This window comes from Frateuria aurantia DSM 6220, from assembly GCF_000242255.2.
Taxonomy (GTDB): Bacteria; Pseudomonadota; Gammaproteobacteria; order Xanthomonadales; family Rhodanobacteraceae; genus Frateuria; species Frateuria aurantia.
In genome coordinates, this window is record NC_017033.1 from 829,504 (window position 1) to 847,292 (window position 17,789).

Genomic DNA, 17,789 nt, shown 5'->3' on the forward strand with positions numbered 1-17,789 from the left:
GATGATCCGCCCGTCTGTGGCCGGGACTGGCCGACCTGCCGGCGCAGCGGGATCTGCCTGAGGGCCGAGATCCTCATGCTGCAGGGGATGCACACGGGATGTGGCGGCGGTCTGTATGGCCGCCACATCCCTGTCAGTCCGACATCTCCGCAGATCTGCCTTCATGTCGGCGATCCGTCGCCGGCGGCTTGTTTATTCGTGGCGGCTCAGGCTCAGTGCAGCGCCGGGCGCTGGATGTCGCCGTTGCGGGCGGTGTGGCTGAAGCGCTGATACTGGCTCAGTGCCCACAGCGGGAAATAGGCGGTATAGCCGTGGTACTTGAGATAGTAGACGCGGGGGAAGCCGGGTGCATTGTGCGAAGGGTGATGCCACAGACCGTCGGCCTGCTGGGTGGCCAGCAGATGCTCGATGCCGCGGGCGACCGCCGGGTGGTCGGCCTCGCCGATGGCGATCAGGGCCAGCAGAGCCCAGGCGGTGTGGTTGGGGGTGCTGACCCCCTGGTTCTGGCCGGCCAGGGCCGGGTCCAGGTAGCTGTCATTGGTCTCGCCCCAGCCGCCGTCGGCGTTCTGGCAGGCGTAAAGCCACTCGATGGCCTTGCGGATATAGGGCTGCTGGCGGTCTTCGCCGACCAAGGCCAGGCCGGCCAGGGCGCTCCAGGTGCCGTAGACATAGTTGGTACCCCAGCGCCCCCACCAGGAGCCGTCCTGCAGCTGGGTGGTGCGCAGATACTCGACGCCGCGGCGGATCACCTCGGCATCCTGCGGGCGCTTGAGCAGGCCCAGGCAGGCCAGCACGCGGCCGGTTACATCCTCGGTCGGCGGATCGAGCAGGGCGCCATGGTCGGCAAAGGGAATCGAGTTCAGGTAATAGCGGGTGCAATCGGCATCGAAGGCGGCGAAACCGCCGTTTTTCGACTGCAGGCCCAGCATCCATTCGGCCGCCCGATCGGTGGCCTCGCGATAGCGCTGCGGATCGCCCAGCCGCTGCGCCCGCGAGTGCAGCATGCCGGCGACCACGGCGGTGTCGTCGATGTCCGGGTAATAGTCGTTGGCATACTGGAAGGCCCAGCCACCGGGACGGACCTGATCGCTGCAATGCTCTTTCCAGTCGCCGCGCAGCTCCAGCACCTGACGCGGCAGCAGCCAGTCGTAGCCGCGCTGCACGGCGCTCTGGGTGACCTCGTCATCGCCGGTATGCTGCAAGGCCATCAGGGCCCAAGCCGTATCCCATACCGGGGAGACGCAGGGCTGGCAATAGGCCGAGCCGTCCGGGCGGAACACCAGCAGCTTGTGCAGGGCCTTGCGGCAGGTCTGCATCAGCGGATGGTCCGCGGGATAGCCCAGCAGGTGATACATCTCGTAGGCATTGACCATGGGCGGGAAGATGGCGCCGAGGCCATCTTCGCCGTTCATGCGTTCGGCGCACCAGTCGGCGGCCTTCTGGATCGCCTTGCGGCGGATGGCCTTGGGGATCAGCGGATCGACGGCGCGGCCGAGCTTGTCCAGCGCCAGGAAGACCCGGTTCAGCACGCCGCCACGGGCGAAATAGTCACGCTCCTCCTCGGCCGGGGTGACGAACAGCTCGGCGATGCCGGCGCCGCGGGGATTGGCGGCGCGGGCCTGCATCGAGCACAGCGCCATCAGCGGAATCATGGTGGTGCGTGCCCAGTAGGCGACCTTGTCGACATGGATGGGCGCCCAGCGCGGGAACAGCATCAGTTCGACCGGGGTGTACGGGGTGGCGCGCCAGGGCACCTGGCCGAACATGGCCAGCAGCATGCGGGTGAAGACATTGGCCTTGGCGGCGCCGCCGCGCTCGAGCACGGCTTCGCGGGCCCGCTGCATATGCGGGGCCTCGGCACTGTCGCCGGCGGCCTTGAGGGCGAAATAGGCCTTGACGGTGCAGGACAGGTCCAGATCGCCGCCATGATAGAGCGGCCATCCGCCGTGGCTGTCGAGCTGCTGGGTGGCCCGCAGATAGCGGGCCAGCTTGGCCTGCAGGATATCGTCGATTTCATCCATGAAGTGAGTCATCAGGATGTATTCGGCGGTGATGGTGGCATCGGATTCCAGCTCGAAGCACCAGTGGCCGTCAGCGGCCTGACGGCCCAGCAAATTGTCGGCCGCGCGGCGGATCGCGGCTTTCAATTTGGGTAGGGATTGCTTGTTCATGAAATCAGCTGCCTGCATGAATCCATCCGGCCGGAATGTTTTTCGAGATGACAGATGGTAGGATCATGACGGGCAGTTGCCAAGCATTTCTGTTCACAGTGTCAAGTTGCGAAGCATTGAATCGAGCGAGGGCAATGGTTTGAACAGTGGTCGAACATCATCCGCGGAGCCGTCTGGCGGCAATCCGGTCTCGGGTCTGCGCAGGAAAAAAGATCCGCAGGCCGCGCGGGCACAGTTGCTGCAGGCGGCAACCCGGCTGGCGGCCGAAAAAGGCCTGCATGCGGTCACTCTGGAGAAGGTCGCCGAGTTGGCCGGGCTGACCAAGGGGGCCTTGCAATACCATTTCAAAAGCCGGAAAGGGCTGGTTGAAGCACTTTACGATCAGGTGATCGGCCAGCTGCAACAGCGCATGGAGGGGCATCGCAAGGCGGATGCGGGAGAGCCCGAAGGAGCGGCGGCACGTGCCTATCTGAAAGGCGCCGAAGACGATACCCAGGGCAAGGGACGGGTCGACGTGTTGCGGGTATTGACCGCTCATTCGCTCAATGACGCCACGGTGCGCCATCGCTATTTGCCGGTGCTGCGGGAATGGATGCGGCCGGATGATCTGCCGTTGGCCTGGGCGGCGCGCAACATGATCTGTCGACTGGCGGCGGACGGGTTGTGGATCTCCAGGCTGATCGGCTACGACGACGTCATCAGCGAAGAGTTGATGGCCGAGATCCGCAGGCAGCTGGAACGGCTGACCACGCAGCGGGGTGTGGTCGGAGGGGAGCAGCCGGCCTGAATCCGCCCCCCGGCACCTTGTCGGGAGGCCGGCTTGGTAGCGACGCCGGCAGGGCCCGGGGCAGCGATATTCAGGTTTTATTGTCGCAGGCCGCATGTTAATCTCGGTGGTGATTGAGAGCGCTCTCCTTTTCTGTCCGGTGCCGGTACGGACGCGGACCCTACGCACTACGGAGTACGAGCAAGTCATGAACAAAATGGTTTTCGCCGCGGCGATCGCGGCTCTGGGCGGCGGCCTGGCCCTGCATTCCCCGCAGGCAAAGGCTGCCACGATGCAGCCCGTGCTGGATGATGCCGATGTGGCCAAGGTGGTCCAGGTGGCCAAGCAGGCCTTGGCCGAGCGCCATGCCAAGGGGTGCATCGTGATCACCGATGCGGACGGCATGACGATTTTCTTCCAGCGCATGGCCGGCGCCTATACCAATTGCAATGCCGCAGCCACGGTCAAGGCCAAGTCGGCCGCCCAGTTCCAGCTGCCCACCGACGATCTCTACGCCCAGCTGGACAAGCAGAACCAGTTGCACATCCTGGCGGTGCCGGACATGTCTCCGCTGCCCGGTGGCATGCCGTTGAAGGTCAATGGCGTGGTGGTCGGTGGTCTGGGCATCAGTACCCCGGATGGCAATGTCGACACCCCGGTGGTGAAGCTGGCCGCCGCCGCGCTGCACTGATTTCCGGCTTCACCGTGACACACTCCCCGGGCAGGCGGAGCGTGTTGCTCCAGATCCATGCCGGTGCCTCTGACGAAGTCATCGGCATGGCTGCAGATGAAGCCGTGCTTGCCGGCCGACCCGGCATCGGACGCTGACGGCCTGTTCCGCGGTTTCCGCACAGATGGGATCAGGTCTTGGTCGCCGGCTCGGCAGAGCCCAGGGAGTCCGGATGATGGCCCGGCTCCGGCGGACCGCCGACGGGATCATGCCAGGGACGGCTGGGCGAATACCTGCACGATATCGCATCAGGGCATCGGGATGCGGGCTGGCCCTGGGTTCGGTGATGGCTCTGGATCCAGGCTGACGAGCAGTACATGGCCGGCGGATGCCATAAGTGGCTTTGTTCCTTGTGCTGCTTCGCGGCAGGCGCATGTCTATCCGGGTGCGATGAGCCTGGCACGGATCATGGGGTGCACGCGATTGGACGGAGGCAAGTGGTGAGGCGCCCGGCCCTGAATTGTGGGCGGAATTTTACGCAGACTTTTACGCAAGCCCAAAATACAAAGGCCCGCGCAATGCGCAGGCCTTTGAAAAATATGGCGCCCGAAGTTGGACTCGAACCAACGACCCCCTGATTAACAGTCAAGTGCTCTAACCAGCTGAGCTATTCGGGCGGGGTGAGCTGCGTATTCTAGGGGATCTTCCTTCGATGTCAACAGCGAAAGTAAAGTTTCATGAATTTTTTTCGCCACGGCTGTCGGTCGACCCGCCAGACGCATCGTACCGAGTAAGCCTGAAGGCGCCTCAGATCGTGGGGGCGCGACTGTTCATGAAGATGCGGCACAGGGCTTCCATGCCGGCCCGGTCAGCCTCGTCAAAGCGACCGACCTTGGGGCTGTCGACATCCCATACCCCGACCAGCTCGCCGCGGGCATCGATCAGCGGTACCACGATTTCCGAGTTGGAGGCGGCATCGCAGGCGATATGACCTTCAAAGGCATGCACGTCCTGGATGACCTGGGTCTGACGCAGCTGAGCGGCGGTGCCGCAGACGCCACGGCCCAAGGCGATCCGCACGCAGGCGGGCTTGCCCTGGAAGGGGCCGACGACCAGTTCCTTGCCATCGAAGAAATAGAAGCCGGCCCAGTTCAGGTCAGGCAGGCTGTGATAGACCAGGGCCGCGAAATTCGCGGCATTGGCGATCGGATCGGACTCGCCCTCGAGCAGGCCGCGTGCCTGGCTGGCCAGATCCCCGTAAAGCTCGCTTTTGTTCTGGCTGAGGGACGTGGAAAGTTCAAACATGGCTGTCACCCTTGGCAAAAACGTATTATGCGCGGTTTGCCGTATCGATATATGAGGAGTGGCTGATGGGGCCGATCACCTTGGGGCGCGATGGAATTTTTGTGGCTGGTACGGATACCGGCATCGGCAAGACCTTTGTGTCCTGCCAGTTGCTGGCGGCTTTGCGCCAGGCGGGTTTGCGGGTCTGCGGGATGAAGCCGGTCGCCAGCGGATGCGAAGTCACGCCCGATGGCCTGCGCAACGAGGACGCTCTGGCGCTGCAGGCGGCCAGTGACGATGCGCCCCCCTATGCGCTGGTCAATCCGGTCGCGATGGCCCAGCCCTGGTCGCCTCATCTGGCCGCTGCGGCCTCGGGCATGCGCATCACCATGCACCCCCTGCAAGCGGCCTATCGGCAGCTGCGCGAACGCTACGACAGTGTGGTGGTGGAAGGGGTGGGGGGCTGGATGGTGCCGCTTGCGCCGGGTTTCAGTGCCAGTGATCTTGCGCGGGAATGGCAACTGCCGGTGATTCTGGTGGTAGGCATGCGCCTGGGTTGCATCAATCATGCCCTGCTGACGGCGCGCGCCATCCTCGCCGACGGCTGTCCGCTGCTGGGCTGGGTGGCCAATCGGGTCGATCCGCGAATGGAGGCCCTGCAGGCCAACATCGAGACGCTGGGCGAGTTGATGCCGGCCCCCTTGCTGGGGGATGTGGGGTATGCTGAGCCGCAGGGAGCCAGGGGTTTGTTCGGTGCGATCCGCTATTCCCCTTGAGCGGGAAGAGGCGAGGCCGGGTCCGGAAATGGACGCGGACACTCGTGGTTTCCGGATGCCATAGGGAAAGTTGATGAACCAACGTCATTGTTATGAATTTTCGATTGCGGACCTGGCGTCTGCAAAGGGCGAACTCGCCGGACTGGCCTTTGATGGCGCCGGGCCCAATCATCTGGCCGCGGCCCTGCAGGAGGCACTGCGCTACCCCGGCTTCCATCAGCAGTGGGTGCAGTTGACCGGTGCCAGCGAAGCCGAGGCCGTCGCTCTGGGCTTGACCGATGATCAGGCGCTGACCAAGGCCAGGCTGGCGGATCTGGCGGTCGACCTGGAAGTGGTGACCACCTTGCCGATGCGCATCGTGAGGCATCGCCTGAGCCTGCTGATCGGCGAGCACTGGCAGTTGCGGGATGTCCGCAACGCCTGATTCCGGTCCGGATGCTAGTCTTGCCTGCTCGTTTTTCTTTATTAGTCGCCAAGGGTTTGATCATGTCACGTCCTCTTGTTTCCCGTTTCCGTCTCGGCGCTCTGGCGCTGGCCACCACCATGGCTCTGGGTGTCGCGATGCCGGCGCTGGCCGACACGACGGCCAATCCGCTGGAGACGGCCAGTCCGCTGCCGTTCCAGGCCCCGCCGTTCGATCGCATCAAGGAAAGCGATTATCTGCCGGCCTTCGAGCTGGGGATGAAGCAGCAGCGGGCGGAAGTGCGTGCGATTGCCGACAATCCGGCTGCTCCGACGTTTGAAAACACCTATGTCGCTCTGGAAAAGAGCGGTGTCTTGCTGAACCGCGTGTCCCAAGTCTTCTTTGGCGTGGTCCAGGCCAATACCGATGACACCTTGCAGAAGGTGCAGGAGCAGGTGGCGCCGGAACTGGCCGCCCATGCCGATGCCATCCATATGGACAGCAGGTTGTTCAGCCGTCTGGGCAAGATCTATCAGCAGCGTCACCAGCTGAAACTGGATCCGGAATCGCTGCGGCTGGTGGAAGTGACCTATCGCAACTTTGTCCTGAATGGCGCGCGTCTGTCGCCTGCCGACAAGACCAGGCTGAAGCAGCTGAATCGTGAGCAGTCGGTGTTGAGCACCCAGTTCAACAATCGCCTGCTTGCCGGCACCAAGGCCGGAGCCCTGGTGATCGACGACAAGGCCAAGCTGGCTGGCCTGTCGGATTCTGATATCGCTGCGGCAGCCGAGGCGGCCAAGGAGCGTGGCCTGCCGGGCAAGTGGGTACTGGTGCTGCAGAACACCACCCAGCAGCCTGCCTTGCAGGATCTGACGGATCGCGCCACGCGGGAGGCCTTGTTCCACGCCTCCTGGACGCGAACCGAAAAGGGTGATGCCAACGATACGCGGGCCATCATCGCCAAGCTGGCCCACGTACGGGCCGAGAGTGCCCGATTGCTGGGCTTCCCCAGTTATGCCGCCTGGACGCTTGCCGACCAGATGGCCAAGACGCCGGCCAATGCCCTGAATTTCATGCAGGCCCTGGTCGCGCCGGCAACGGCTCGTGCGACGCGCGAGGCGGCGGATATCCAGACGGTGATCGATCAGGAAAAGGGCGGCTTCAAGCTGCAGCCCTGGGACTGGTCGCTGTATGCCGAAAAGGTCCGCAAGCAGCGCTATGATCTGGACGAGTCTCAGGTGCGGCCTTATTTCGAGCTCAATGACGTGCTGGAAAACGGCGTGTTCTACGCGGCCAACCAGCTGTACGGACTGACCTTCAAGGCGCGCACGGATATTCCGGTCTATCAGAAGGACGTCAAGGTCTACGAGGTCTTCGACAAGGACGGCAAGTCGCTGGCTCTGTTCTATACCGACTATTTCAAGCGCGACAACAAGAGCGGCGGCGCCTGGATGAGCAATTTCGTCGGCCAGTCGCATCTGCTGGGCACCAAGCCGGTGATCTACAACGTGGCGAACTTCACCAAGCCGGTGGACGGGCAGCCGGCGCTGCTGTCGTTTGACGACGTGGTGACGATGTTCCATGAGTTCGGTCATGCCCTGCATGGCATGTTTGCCGATCAGCAGTATCCCAGCCTTTCGGGTACCGCCACGGCGCGTGATTTCGTGGAATTCCCCTCGCAGTTCAATGAGCACTGGGCACTGGATCCTAAGGTCTTTGCCCATTACGCGAAGAACTACCAGACCGGCGAGCCGATGCCGCAGGCTTTGGTCGACAAGATCAAGCGGGCCGCGACGTTCAACAAGGGTTATGACATGACCGAGCTGGTTTCGGCGGCCTTGCTGGACATGGACTGGCACAGCCTGTCGGCCAGCGCGCCGCTGCAGAACGTGGACAGTTTCGAGTTGCAGTCGCTGCAGCATCACAAGATCGATCTCAGCTACGTGCCGCCGCGTTATCGTTCCAGTTACTTTCTGCATATCTGGGGCAATGGCTATGCGGCCGGTTACTACGCCTATCTGTGGACCCAGATGCTGGCTGATGATGCCTTCCAGTGGTTTGACGAGCACGGCGGGTTGACCCGTGCCAATGGCGACCGTTTCCGGCAGATGGTGTTGTCGCGCGGCAACTCCGAGGACTTGCAGAAGCTGTACGAGACCTGGCGTGGCAAGGCGCCTTCGGTCGAGCCGATGCTGAAAGATCGCGGTCTGAAGCAGTAATCACGGGTTTCGGAAGAAATCGACGCCTGATGACGGGCCGGCAGTGATGCCGGCCCGTTTTTTGTGGGGATTCAGCTTCATGCAGCAAGCTGCGCCGCTGTTGCGCGACGCAGGTAGTTGCGGTCTTTGCGCAGGATCGTCGTGATTTGAATGAAACAGTGGACAAGTGTCACTACATGACTAATCTATGCAGTCGAGTCGCGAAATGTCGCATGAGGTCAAATGTCTCATGCCGATATTCGTGACAGGTTGATCGCGGCGTTTGCATCGCTGCTGAGCTTTCTTTCCATTGCCGGTCCGCTCGGACCGCAGGCGGTCTTTATTGCCCGTGTCAGCCTGGCGCAGCCAGAGGCCTACAAGCATGTCAGAAAATAAGAACGATCTAAAAGCTGGGGCGGGTGCTGTCCCGTTTCTGCCGGCACGGCGCAGGCTGCTGCTGGGGCTGGCCACGACGGTGGCCGTTGTCGAGGCGGGGGCGCTGGCGGCGACTCCACGGACGGGGCTCGCGGCGACATTCGCCACGTCGGCTTCGGCGGTGCCGGGCAGCGCGCAGGCCGTGGTTCCGGCCGCGATCCTTGATCGCTTCATGGCGCTGTCGCGGGTGATGACTGCGCGGGCCGATCTCTCGGCCGAGACGGGTGCGCGGATCTATCAGGCGCTGCTCGCCGCGGATGCTTCGCGGGCTGCTGCCTTTGAAGCCCTGTTCGCGCTGCCGTTGGCGGAACGGACGGCCGAGCAGGTGTTGGCCGCGGCCCGAGGCAAGGGCCGGGACGGGCTCCTGCACGAACTGGTTGCCGCCTGGTACACGGGAACGGTGGGGCAGGGCAATCAAGGCGTGCTGGTCGCTTACGCCGAGGCGCTGATGTATCGCACGGTCAGCGACGGTCTGATCGTGCCGACTTATGGCAGTTACGGGCCATTGTGGTGGACCGGGAATCCCCCGGCCCTGGGTATTGCGGAACATGGAAGGCAGGGCGGGATGCAGGCATGAACAGGGCAGAGAAACTGGCGAACGGCGATTACGCCGCCGATGTGGTCATCGTCGGTTCGGGCATCGTCGGCGGCCTGATTGCCGACCAGATGGCGGCAGCGGGGCATTCGGTGCTGATTCTGGAGGCCGGCATGCGTATCCAGCGCGATCAGGCGGTGGAGAACTGGCGCAATATGCCGTTCGACAATCGTCTGCACTCCGATTTCCAGGGGCTTTATCCGCAGTCGAAGCTGGCGCCGGCGCCGCTGTATTTTCCGGAAAACCACTATGTCGGCCTGAGTGGACCGAATGGAAGCGCCTTCAAGCAGGGCTATCTGCGCACCGTCGGCGGTACCACCTGGCACTGGGCCGCTTCCTGCTGGCGGCATTTGCCGGTGGACTTCAAGATGAAGAGCACCTACGGCGTGGGTCGCGACTGGCCGATCAGCTACGAGGAGTTCGAGCCTTATTACTGTCGCGCCGAGCAGGCGCTGGGGGTGGCCGGACCCAGCGATCCGGCGATGCAGTCACCTCCGCAGCGCAGCCAGCCCTATCCGCTGGACATGGTGCCCTGGGCTTATGGCGACAAGCGTTTTGCCGAAGTGGTCAATGCCCACGGTTTTCATTCGATCCCGATTCCACAGGCCCGCAGTACCCGGCCCTGGAATGGCCGTCCGACCTGCTGCGGCAACAACAACTGTCAGCCGATCTGTCCGATCGGCGCGATGTACAACGGCATCCACAGTATCGAGTCGGCCGAACGCCGTGGCGCCACGGTGCTGGCGGAGTCGGTGGTCTACAAAGTCGATACCGACCTGAACAACCGCGTCGAGGCCGTGCACTGGTACGATGCCTCGCACCAGTCGCACAAGGCCAGCGGCAAGGTCTTCATCTTCGCCTGCAACGGCATCGAGACGCCGCGCTTGCTGCTGCTGGCCGCCAATGCCCAGAATCCCCGAGGCATCGCCAATGCGTCCGACCAGGTCGGCCGGAACATGATGGACCACTCGGGACTGCACTGCAGTTTCATCGCCAACGAGCCGTTGTGGATCGGTCGCGGTCCGGCGCAGAGCAGTTGCATCGTCGGTCCCCGCGACGGCGACTTCCGCTCGAGGTACTCGGCGAACAAGATCATTCTGGACAATATCTCGCGAGTGGCGCCTGCCACCGAGCAGGCCCTGAAGCTGGGTCTGGTCGGCAAGGCGCTGCAGGACGAAATCCGTCGACGTGCCGTCTGCAGCGTCGATCTGTCGATCAGTCTCGAACCGCTGCCCGATCCGCGCAATCGGCTGACCCTGAGTCCGGATCGTCGTGACCCCCATGGCCTGGCCTGTCCGGACATCTATTACGACGTGGGCGATTACGTGCGCAAGGGTGCCGAAGCCGTCAAGGGCCAGTTGCGGCAGATCGGTGATCTGTTCGGCGCCAGCGAATTCGTGATCAATGACGATCTCAATGCCAACAACCACATCATGGGCGGGGTGATCATGGGAGCTGATCCGCGGGACTCAGTGGTGGACGCCGATTGCCGCTCACATGATCATGCCAACTTGTGGCTGCCGGGTGGTGGTGCGATGCCTTCGGCCAGTGTAGTGAACACGACGTTGAGCATGGCAGCTCTGGCCATCAAGGCGGCTGATTCCATCGGCAAGGTCATGGCGCGCAGTTGATGGATGTCCGTATCGTGAAATCAGAAGCCCGTTCCAGCTACGTTCCGTCGAGCAGCTGGCGTCGCCTGACGACATTGGGCCTGGCCATCGGTCTGGTCTGTGGCAGTCTGCTGACGCCGCTGGCCGCACAGGCGGAAGACATCTCTCCGCAGTTGATCGACCAGGGGCATCGGCTGGCAGTTGCCGCCGACTGCCAGGCCTGTCATACCGATGTCCTGCATGGCGGGAAACCATTTGCCGGCGGCTATTCGATCCACTCGCCGCTTGGGGTCATCTACGCAACCAATATCACCCCGTCGCGCTCGGCCGGCATCGGCGACTACAGCGAGGCCGAGTTTGCCCGCGCGCTCAGGCAGGGGGTGCGTCGTGACGGCGCACACCTCTATCCGGCGATGCCGTACACCTCGTATACCCAGCTGACGGATACCGATATCCATGCGCTGTATGCCTATTTCATGCACGGCGTTCAGCCGGTGGATGTGCAGGCCCATCAGACCCATCTGCCGTTTCCCTTCAGCATCCGGGCCTCGATGGCGGTATGGAATGCCTTGTATCTGCGGGACCGGCGCTTCAGGCCGGATACGTCCAGAACGGCGGAGGTCAATCGTGGCGCCTATCTGGCTGGTGCATTGGAGCATTGCGATGCCTGCCATACGCCGCGCAATGCGATGATGGCTGAATCCTCGAGCCGGCCCCTGGCTGGCGGGATGGTCGGGGAATGGTTTGCTCCCAATATCAGTTCGGATCCGGTCAGTGGCATCGGTGGCTGGACCGATGAGCAGCTGTTCTCGTATCTGAAAACCGGGCGGGCAGCCGGTATGGCCCAAGCGGCCGGAGGCATGGCCGAGGCCGTCGAGCACAGTCTGCAGTATCTGCCGGATGACGACATCCGCGCCCTGATCGCCTATCTGCGCACCACGGCACCGCAGCGCGATCCCGGCGAGTCGAAACCGGCGTTCACTTATGGAGCGGCAGCGAGTGCCGAGCCTTCTCTGCGCGGTCTCAGCGGGCACCATGATCGGGAGGCCCTGAGGGGAGGGGCACAGCTGTACAGCGGCTTCTGCGCCAGCTGCCACCAGCCGGATGGCTCAGGCAGCGCGAATCAGGCCTATCCTTCACTGTTCCACAATACGGCCACCGGCTTGCCGAATCCCTCGGATCTGGTGGCGGCCATGCTCAATGGCGTGGATCGCACGGTGGATGGGCGGCAGGTGCTGATGCCGCGCTTCGACCGTCAATCCTATGTGGCGCAATTGAGCGATGAGCAGATTGCCGAGATTGCCAATTATGTCCTGCAGCACTACGGCAACAGCTCGCAGCGTGTCACGCCCGGGGATGTGTTCGAAGCCCGGGGCGGCGGCAAGCTGCCTTTGATCGCCCGTTTGCAGCCCGACATCGTGCCGGCAATGCTGGGCGGTGTTCTGGTGTTGGTGCTGATCCTGTGGCTGGTCTGGCGACGTTGGCACAGGAGGTTTCAAGGCTGACGGATCCGGCCGCCGCCAATGCCCATGAAAAAGCCGGGGCCGCCTGCGGCCCCGGCTTTTTCATGGCGGCTTGCCATTGGCCGCGATCAGGCGCTCAGTGGGCCTGCTTGGTATAGACGGCTGCGCCGACTTCGGCCGCGTGGTTGTCCTGGATATTGTTGCCGCCGCTGACGCCGACGGCGCCGATCACGGTGTCACCGACGATCAGGGGCACGCCGCCACCGGCAGGCAGGGCACCGGGCAGGCCCAGCACATTGTTCAGACCATGGGCCACGTCCTGTTCCAGCGAACGGGTGGGGCGCTTGTAGAACACGGCCGAATGGGCCTTCTTGATCGACAGTTCAATGCTGGCGAGCTGGGCATTGGCCATGCGCTCGACCAGGATGATGTTGCCGCCGGCATCCATCACGGTGACCACGTCATTGGCATGGTCGGCCGTCGCCTGGGCTTCGGCGGCGGCAGCCATCTGGCGGGCCAGCGACAGGTTGATCTGGGCCGGTTCGGCGGCCTGGGCGGCAACCGCCGAGCCGAGACCGATGACGGCGGCGAGGGTGAGCGAGAACTTTTTCATGAGCATGATTGCCTTTTTGGATGAGCCATCCCTGGCGGGCTTGGATCCATGGGGTCGGGCCCGGCGGGCCTCGACCATGTGCCGACATGCCTGTCGAGCAGCCGGGAGCCGCAGAGGCATGTCGGTATGAGCCTGAGTGGCCAACAGCCATCGGCAGCGCCTGCAGGACCTCGAGAGCGAACGGATTGGTCGTTGGGCAACAGTCAAGGCGGGTCGGCGTGCAGGCTGGGAACTAAGGAGACCGAGGCCGTTGCAGCCGTGCCAGGCAGCAATTGGATCGATCTTATTCAGGCTAGCACGCCACCCGGCAAGTCTCTTTGCCACGCGTCAATAAGTCGCTGTGCAACTCCGGCGGCGTGAGCCGGGGCCGGGGTGGCGCTCAATAGGCGTACGCTTCGAACACGGGGTCGACCTGCTGCTGCCAGGCGCCGTGGTACAGGGCCAGCTTGCGATCGGCGGGGGTCAGGCCGGATTCGACGATTTCGTGCAGCGGGGCAAGATAAACCGATTCATCCTGGCCGGCAGCATTGGTCAGTGCGCGGGCCTTCAGGCCGCTGTCGGCGATGGCCAGTACTTCCCGGGCCAGCTCGCGGACCTTGCCCTGGCGGAAGGGCAGATCAAGCGCGTGGCGGGGAACGCCGTCGCGCAGGTGGTGACGCTCTTCGCGGGTGAGGCGACTGATCAGCTCGTAGGCGGCATCCAGGGCCGAGCCGTCATAGAGCAGTCCGGTCCAGAGCGCGGGCAGGGCCAGCAGCCGGTCAGCCGGCCCGCTGTCGGCGCCGCGCATTTCCAGATACTGTTTCAGCCGCACTTCCGGGAAGGCGGTGGTCAGGTGGTCGGCGTAATCCCGCATGGTGGCCTGGATGCCTGGCAGCTGGGGCAGCTCGCCACGGATGAATGCCTTGAAGTCGGCGCCGGCCAGATCGTGATAGCGGCCATCCTGGTAGCTGAAATACATCGGCACATCCAGTATGTAGTCGACGTAGCGCTCGTAACCGAAACCGTCCTCGAACACGAAGTCCAGCATGCCGGTGCGATCCGGATCGGTATCGGTCCAGACATGGGAGCGGAAGGACTTGAAGCCGTTGGGACGGCCCTCGCTGAAAGGCGAGTCGGCGAACAGGGCCGTCGCGATTGGCTGCAGCGCCAGTCCGACCCTGAACTTGCGGATCATGTCGGCCTCGCTGCCGAAGTCCAGATTGACCTGGACGGTGCTGGTGCGCGTCATCATGTCCAGACCCAGCTGGCCGACCTTGGGCATGTATTCGCGCATGATCTTGTAACGCCCCTTGGGCATCCAGGGCATTTCGGCGCGCGCCCATTTGGGCTGAAAGCCCATACCGAGAAAGCCGATGCCCAGGGGCTCGGCGATGCTGCGCACCTCGGCCAGATGGCCCTCCAGTTCCGCGGCAGTGCCGTGGACGCTGGCCAGCGGGGCGCCCGAGAGTTCAAGCTGGCCGGCCGGTTCGAGGGTGATGTTGGCCATGCCTCGGGTCAGGGCCACCGGGTTGCTGCCCTCCAGGGCGATCGACCAGCCGTAGCGTTCGGCCAGTTGCCGCAGCAGTACGTCGATGCCGGCGTCGCCCTCGAACGCGGGAGCGCGCAGGTCGGCATGGCGGAACCCGAACTTCTCGTGCTCGGTGCCGATCCGCCAGTTCTCCTGCGGCTTCTCGCCGGCGGCGAGATAATCGATCAGTTGCTGGCGCTTTACGATCGGGGTCCGTTGGTTGGCGCTGGGTATCGACACGTAGCATTCCTTGGCCGCTCGATTGAAGCGGACCGGCAAAAAATAGAGGATGGCCAAATTAGAACTCAATAGTACAATTATAGGCTATTCGACGATATCGGGCTTGGATGCCCTGCCCATTTCCCAAGCACCAGGTCTGAACCCTATGCATTCTCTGAAATCCCTGCTCCTTGTCGGTGGCGTGGCTCTGTGCGGCCTGCTTGCCGGTCCGGCTCATGCTGTCGAACTCGAGTTTGACGGCGGCAAGAGCATCACCAGCAATCGCAGCACCAATGCGGCCTTCATTGAAGCGACCTTCCACGAATTTCGCCTGGGCGGCAGCCTGTTCACCTTGGCGCCCGACATCAGCGCAGGCTGGATCGGTGGGCGCAATCTCAGTCAGCGAGTGGACGGTTACGGTCTGCGCCAGGATGCCTGGCTGTTTTCCGCAGGCGGCCGTTTGCGGGTGGGGCATCAGGGGGACTGGTACCACAACTTCTTCCTGAGCTTTCAGCCGGCAGCCAATTTCGGACGAACCATCGCCTTGAGCAGCCCGCTGGAATTCAATACTTCGATCGGCTGGGGCTGGCACCATTTCGATATCCGGGTCCGGCATATTTCCAATGCCGGCTACCATGAGCCCAATCGCGGCGAGACCATGATTCTGGGCGGCATGCACTTCAGCTTGTAAAGCGATTCGCACAGGGTCTTCGTCGTGGACGGAGGCCTGCCCACGAAAAAGCGGCCGTTGGGCCGCTTTTTCATGGCTGGAACGGAGGACTTCGCTCAGCGCTTCATCGAGTTGAAGAATTCGTCGTTGGACTTCGTGTTCTTCATCTTGTCCAGCATAAACTCCATCGCGGCCAGTTCATCCATCGGATGAAGCAGTTTGCGCAGGATCCAGATTTTCTGCAGCATGTCCGGCTCGATCAGCAGATCCTCGCGGCGAGTACCGGAGCGATTGATGTCGATGGCGGGATAGACCCGTTTTTCGGCAATGCGGCGGTTCAGGTGCACTTCCATGTTGCCGGTGCCCTTGAATTCCTCGTAGATCACCTCGTCCATCTTGGAGCCGGTTTCGGTCAGGGCGGTGGCGACGATGGTCAGGCTGCCGCCTTCCTCGATATTGCGGGCCGCACCGAAGAAACGCTTGGGGCGCTGCAGGGCGTTGGCATCCACGCCGCCGGTCAGCACCTTGCCGGAGCTGGGCACCACGGTGTTGTAGGCACGGGCCAGGCGGGTGATCGAGTCCAGCAGGATGATGACATCCTTCTTGTGCTCGACCAGGCGCTTGGCGCGCTCGATCACCATCTCGGCGACCTGGACGTGGCGCACGGCAGGCTCGTCAAAAGTCGAGGAAATGACTTCGGCACGTACGCTGCGGGCGATTTCGGTGACTTCCTCCGGACGCTCGTCGATCATCAACATGATCAGATGGGCATCGGGATGGTTGTACATGATGGCCTGGGCGATGTTCTGCAGCATCATGGTCTTGCCGGCCTTGGGCTGCGCGACGATCAGGGCCCGCTGGCCGCGGCCGATCGGCGCGACCAGGTCCAGGATGCGACCGGTGATGTCTTCGCTGGACCCGTTGCCGCGTTCAAGCTTGAAGGCCTGGCGGGGAAACAGCGGCGTCAGATTCTCGAACAGGACCTTGTTCTTGCTCGCTTCCGGCGGGTCGCCATTGATGTCGTCGACCTTCAGCAGGGCGAAGTAGCGCTCGCCTTCCTTGGGGTGACGGACGCGGCCGGTGATGTAGTCGCCGGTACGCAGATTGAAGCGCCGGATCTGGCTGGGGGAGACGTAGATGTCGTCCGGACCGGCCAGATAGGACTCATCGGCGGAGCGAAGGAAGCCGAAACCGTCCTGCAGGATTTCCAGCACGCCTTCGGCCCAGATGCCGCCGCCCGAACGGGCGTGGGCCTTCAGGATCGAGAACACTACATCCTGCTTGCGGGCGCGGGAAACACCTTCCTGAATGCCCAGGGACTCGGCGTATTCCAGCAGCTCGTAGTTTTTCTTGCGCTTCAGCTCGGTCAGATTGATCAGGCGATCACTGCTGCCGGCATCGGCATTTTCGTCGTCCACCGGCAATCCGTGTGGATTGGCATGGCGGCCGCCGTTGCCGCCCTGGCCGCGAGGCTGGTTGCGTTCGTGGCGCCGGCGGCGTCCACGGTCATTGGCATTGCCGCCGTTGGTCGAGGCATTGCGCTGATGGCCATGGGGCTGGCCATTGCCGGCGGGTTCGCGCTGCTCGGGGGCTACCCGGGGGGCAGAGCTCGCTTCGTTCACCTGGCTTTCGCTCGGCGCAGGCGCAGGCGGCGGCACCGGGGCGGGGGCCGCCGGAGTCGGCGCTTCGGCGGCCGGAGCAGGTTTGCTGGCCGGCGCGGCATCGATCGGTAGCGAAGACTGCGCCGGTGCGGCAGCCGCCGTCTTGCTTCTGGTCGTGCGACGCGGTGCGCGGGGCCGGGGCTCAGCCGCAGGCTTGGATTCGGCGCGGGGGGCGCCGGAGGATTCTGGAGTTTCGATATCGGACACGGGCAAACCTCTACGGGGCGCCGTTGAAAAAAGAGGGTGGGGTGGGCGCAGAAGGGCGCCAGAGATGCGGGATCACCGCGATCCGCGACAATCTAGCACCCGGCCCGACGCTTCGTAAAGAGTCAGCCGGGTGTTTGAGGCCGGAAAGACCGGCTTAGAGCACCTTGTCGATCAGCTGGGTCAACTGACCCTTGCCGACGGCCCCGACCTGGGTCGCCTCGACCTTGCCGTTCTTGAACACCATCAGGGTCGGAATGCCACGCACATTGAAATTGCGCGGGGTCTGCTGGTTTTCGTCGATATTGATCTTGGCGATCCGCAGCTTGCCTTCGTACTGCTTGGCCAGTTCGTCCAGAACGGGGGCGATGGACTTGCAGGGGCCGCACCATTCAGCCCAGAAATCGAGCAGCACGGGGGTGTCGGAATTCAGCACGTCCTGCTCGAAGGCAGCGTCGCTGGTATGGGTAATCAGTTCACTCACGGGGGGGGCTCCGTACTGGCGGTTCAAAGGGGATGGACGACGCGGGCGCCGACTTCAGCT

At 63.4% G+C, this 17,789-nt stretch carries 16 protein-coding genes and 1 tRNA gene; 10 read left to right on the top strand and 7 right to left on the bottom strand.

Features of this window, described 5'->3' with window-relative positions; translation table 11 throughout:
• Nucleotides 1-212: 212 nt before the first annotated feature.
• Entirely contained in the window at nucleotides 213-2,171 is a 1,959-nt protein-coding gene (shc, locus tag FRAAU_RS03725) for a squalene--hopene cyclase (protein ID WP_156803323.1), read from the bottom strand.
• Between the two features lie 139 nt (nucleotides 2,172-2,310).
• Here shc and FRAAU_RS03730 point away from each other — a divergent pair, with 139 nt between their 5' ends.
• The gene (locus FRAAU_RS03730) at nucleotides 2,311-2,958 is read left to right on the top strand and encodes a TetR/AcrR family transcriptional regulator (protein ID WP_014402234.1); all 648 of its coding nucleotides are present in this window, start codon (nucleotides 2,311-2,313) and stop codon (nucleotides 2,956-2,958) included.
• Between the two features lie 187 nt (nucleotides 2,959-3,145).
• A complete protein-coding gene (locus FRAAU_RS03735; RefSeq protein ID WP_014402235.1) occupies nucleotides 3,146-3,628 on the top strand; it encodes a GlcG/HbpS family heme-binding protein in 483 nt (160 codons plus the stop codon).
• A gap of 579 nt (nucleotides 3,629-4,207) precedes the next feature.
• Here the strand turns inward: FRAAU_RS03735 and FRAAU_RS03740 are convergent.
• Both FRAAU_RS03740 and FRAAU_RS03745 read right to left on the bottom strand, forming a co-directional pair.
• Nucleotides 4,208-4,284 (bottom strand) — tRNA-Asn (locus FRAAU_RS03740).
• Nucleotides 4,285-4,414: 130 nt separating this feature from the next.
• Entirely contained in the window at nucleotides 4,415-4,912 is a 498-nt protein-coding gene (locus tag FRAAU_RS03745; RefSeq protein ID WP_014402236.1) for a GAF domain-containing protein, read from the bottom strand.
• 80 nt (nucleotides 4,913-4,992) lie between these two features.
• Here FRAAU_RS03745 and bioD point away from each other — a divergent pair, with 80 nt between their 5' ends.
• The 7 genes from bioD to FRAAU_RS03775 all read left to right on the top strand — a co-directional run bounded on the left by bioD (nucleotide 4,993) and on the right by FRAAU_RS03775 (nucleotide 12,413).
• The gene (bioD, locus tag FRAAU_RS03750) at nucleotides 4,993-5,667 is read left to right on the top strand and encodes a dethiobiotin synthase (protein ID WP_425598085.1); all 675 of its coding nucleotides are present in this window, start codon (nucleotides 4,993-4,995) and stop codon (nucleotides 5,665-5,667) included.
• 73 nt (nucleotides 5,668-5,740) lie between these two features.
• Nucleotides 5,741-6,091 (top strand): hypothetical protein, encoded by a 351-nt coding sequence (locus FRAAU_RS03755; RefSeq protein WP_014402238.1) that lies wholly within the window; start codon nucleotides 5,741-5,743, stop codon nucleotides 6,089-6,091.
• 62 nt (nucleotides 6,092-6,153) lie between these two features.
• The gene (gene dcp / locus FRAAU_RS03760; RefSeq protein ID WP_014402239.1) at nucleotides 6,154-8,289 is read left to right on the top strand and encodes a peptidyl-dipeptidase Dcp; all 2,136 of its coding nucleotides are present in this window, start codon (nucleotides 6,154-6,156) and stop codon (nucleotides 8,287-8,289) included.
• 222 nt (nucleotides 8,290-8,511) lie between these two features.
• A complete protein-coding gene (locus FRAAU_RS17115) occupies nucleotides 8,512-8,664 on the top strand; it encodes a hypothetical protein (protein ID WP_014402240.1) in 153 nt (50 codons plus the stop codon).
• A complete protein-coding gene (locus FRAAU_RS16800; protein ID WP_014402241.1) occupies nucleotides 8,651-9,280 on the top strand; it encodes a sugar dehydrogenase complex small subunit in 630 nt (209 codons plus the stop codon). The genes FRAAU_RS17115 and FRAAU_RS16800 overlap by 14 nt, the downstream gene beginning before the upstream one ends.
• Nucleotides 9,277-10,929, top strand: coding sequence for a GMC family oxidoreductase (locus tag FRAAU_RS03770; protein ID WP_014402242.1), 1,653 nt, complete (start codon nucleotides 9,277-9,279; stop codon nucleotides 10,927-10,929). Before FRAAU_RS16800 ends, FRAAU_RS03770 begins: the two co-directional genes overlap by 4 nt.
• Nucleotides 10,930-10,943: 14 nt before the next feature.
• Nucleotides 10,944-12,413 (top strand): c-type cytochrome, encoded by a 1,470-nt coding sequence (locus FRAAU_RS03775; RefSeq protein ID WP_245546431.1) that lies wholly within the window; start codon nucleotides 10,944-10,946, stop codon nucleotides 12,411-12,413.
• 94 nt (nucleotides 12,414-12,507) lie between these two features.
• Here the strand turns inward: FRAAU_RS03775 and FRAAU_RS03780 are convergent, their stop codons facing one another.
• Both FRAAU_RS03780 and FRAAU_RS03785 read right to left on the bottom strand, forming a co-directional pair.
• Nucleotides 12,508-12,984, bottom strand: a complete 477-nt coding sequence (locus tag FRAAU_RS03780; protein WP_041270353.1) for a GlcG/HbpS family heme-binding protein — start codon at nucleotides 12,982-12,984, stop codon at nucleotides 12,508-12,510.
• 379 nt (nucleotides 12,985-13,363) lie between these two features.
• A complete protein-coding gene (locus FRAAU_RS03785; RefSeq protein WP_041270803.1) occupies nucleotides 13,364-14,731 on the bottom strand; it encodes a glutamate--cysteine ligase in 1,368 nt (455 codons plus the stop codon).
• A 145-nt stretch (nucleotides 14,732-14,876) separates the two neighbouring features.
• On the opposite strand from FRAAU_RS03785, the gene FRAAU_RS03790 reads away from it, so the two are divergent.
• Entirely contained in the window at nucleotides 14,877-15,401 is a 525-nt protein-coding gene (locus FRAAU_RS03790; RefSeq protein ID WP_014402246.1) for an acyloxyacyl hydrolase, read from the top strand.
• A gap of 95 nt (nucleotides 15,402-15,496) precedes the next feature.
• Here FRAAU_RS03790 and rho read toward each other — a convergent pair whose 3' ends face one another.
• Together rho and trxA are read right to left on the bottom strand one after the other, a co-directional pair.
• Nucleotides 15,497-17,248, bottom strand: a complete 1,752-nt coding sequence (gene rho, locus FRAAU_RS03795; protein WP_014402247.1) for a transcription termination factor Rho — start codon at nucleotides 17,246-17,248, stop codon at nucleotides 15,497-15,499.
• Between the two features lie 154 nt (nucleotides 17,249-17,402).
• Entirely contained in the window at nucleotides 17,403-17,729 is a 327-nt protein-coding gene (gene trxA / locus FRAAU_RS03800; protein ID WP_014402248.1) for a thioredoxin TrxA, read from the bottom strand.
• Between the last annotated feature and the right edge of the window lie 60 nt (nucleotides 17,730-17,789).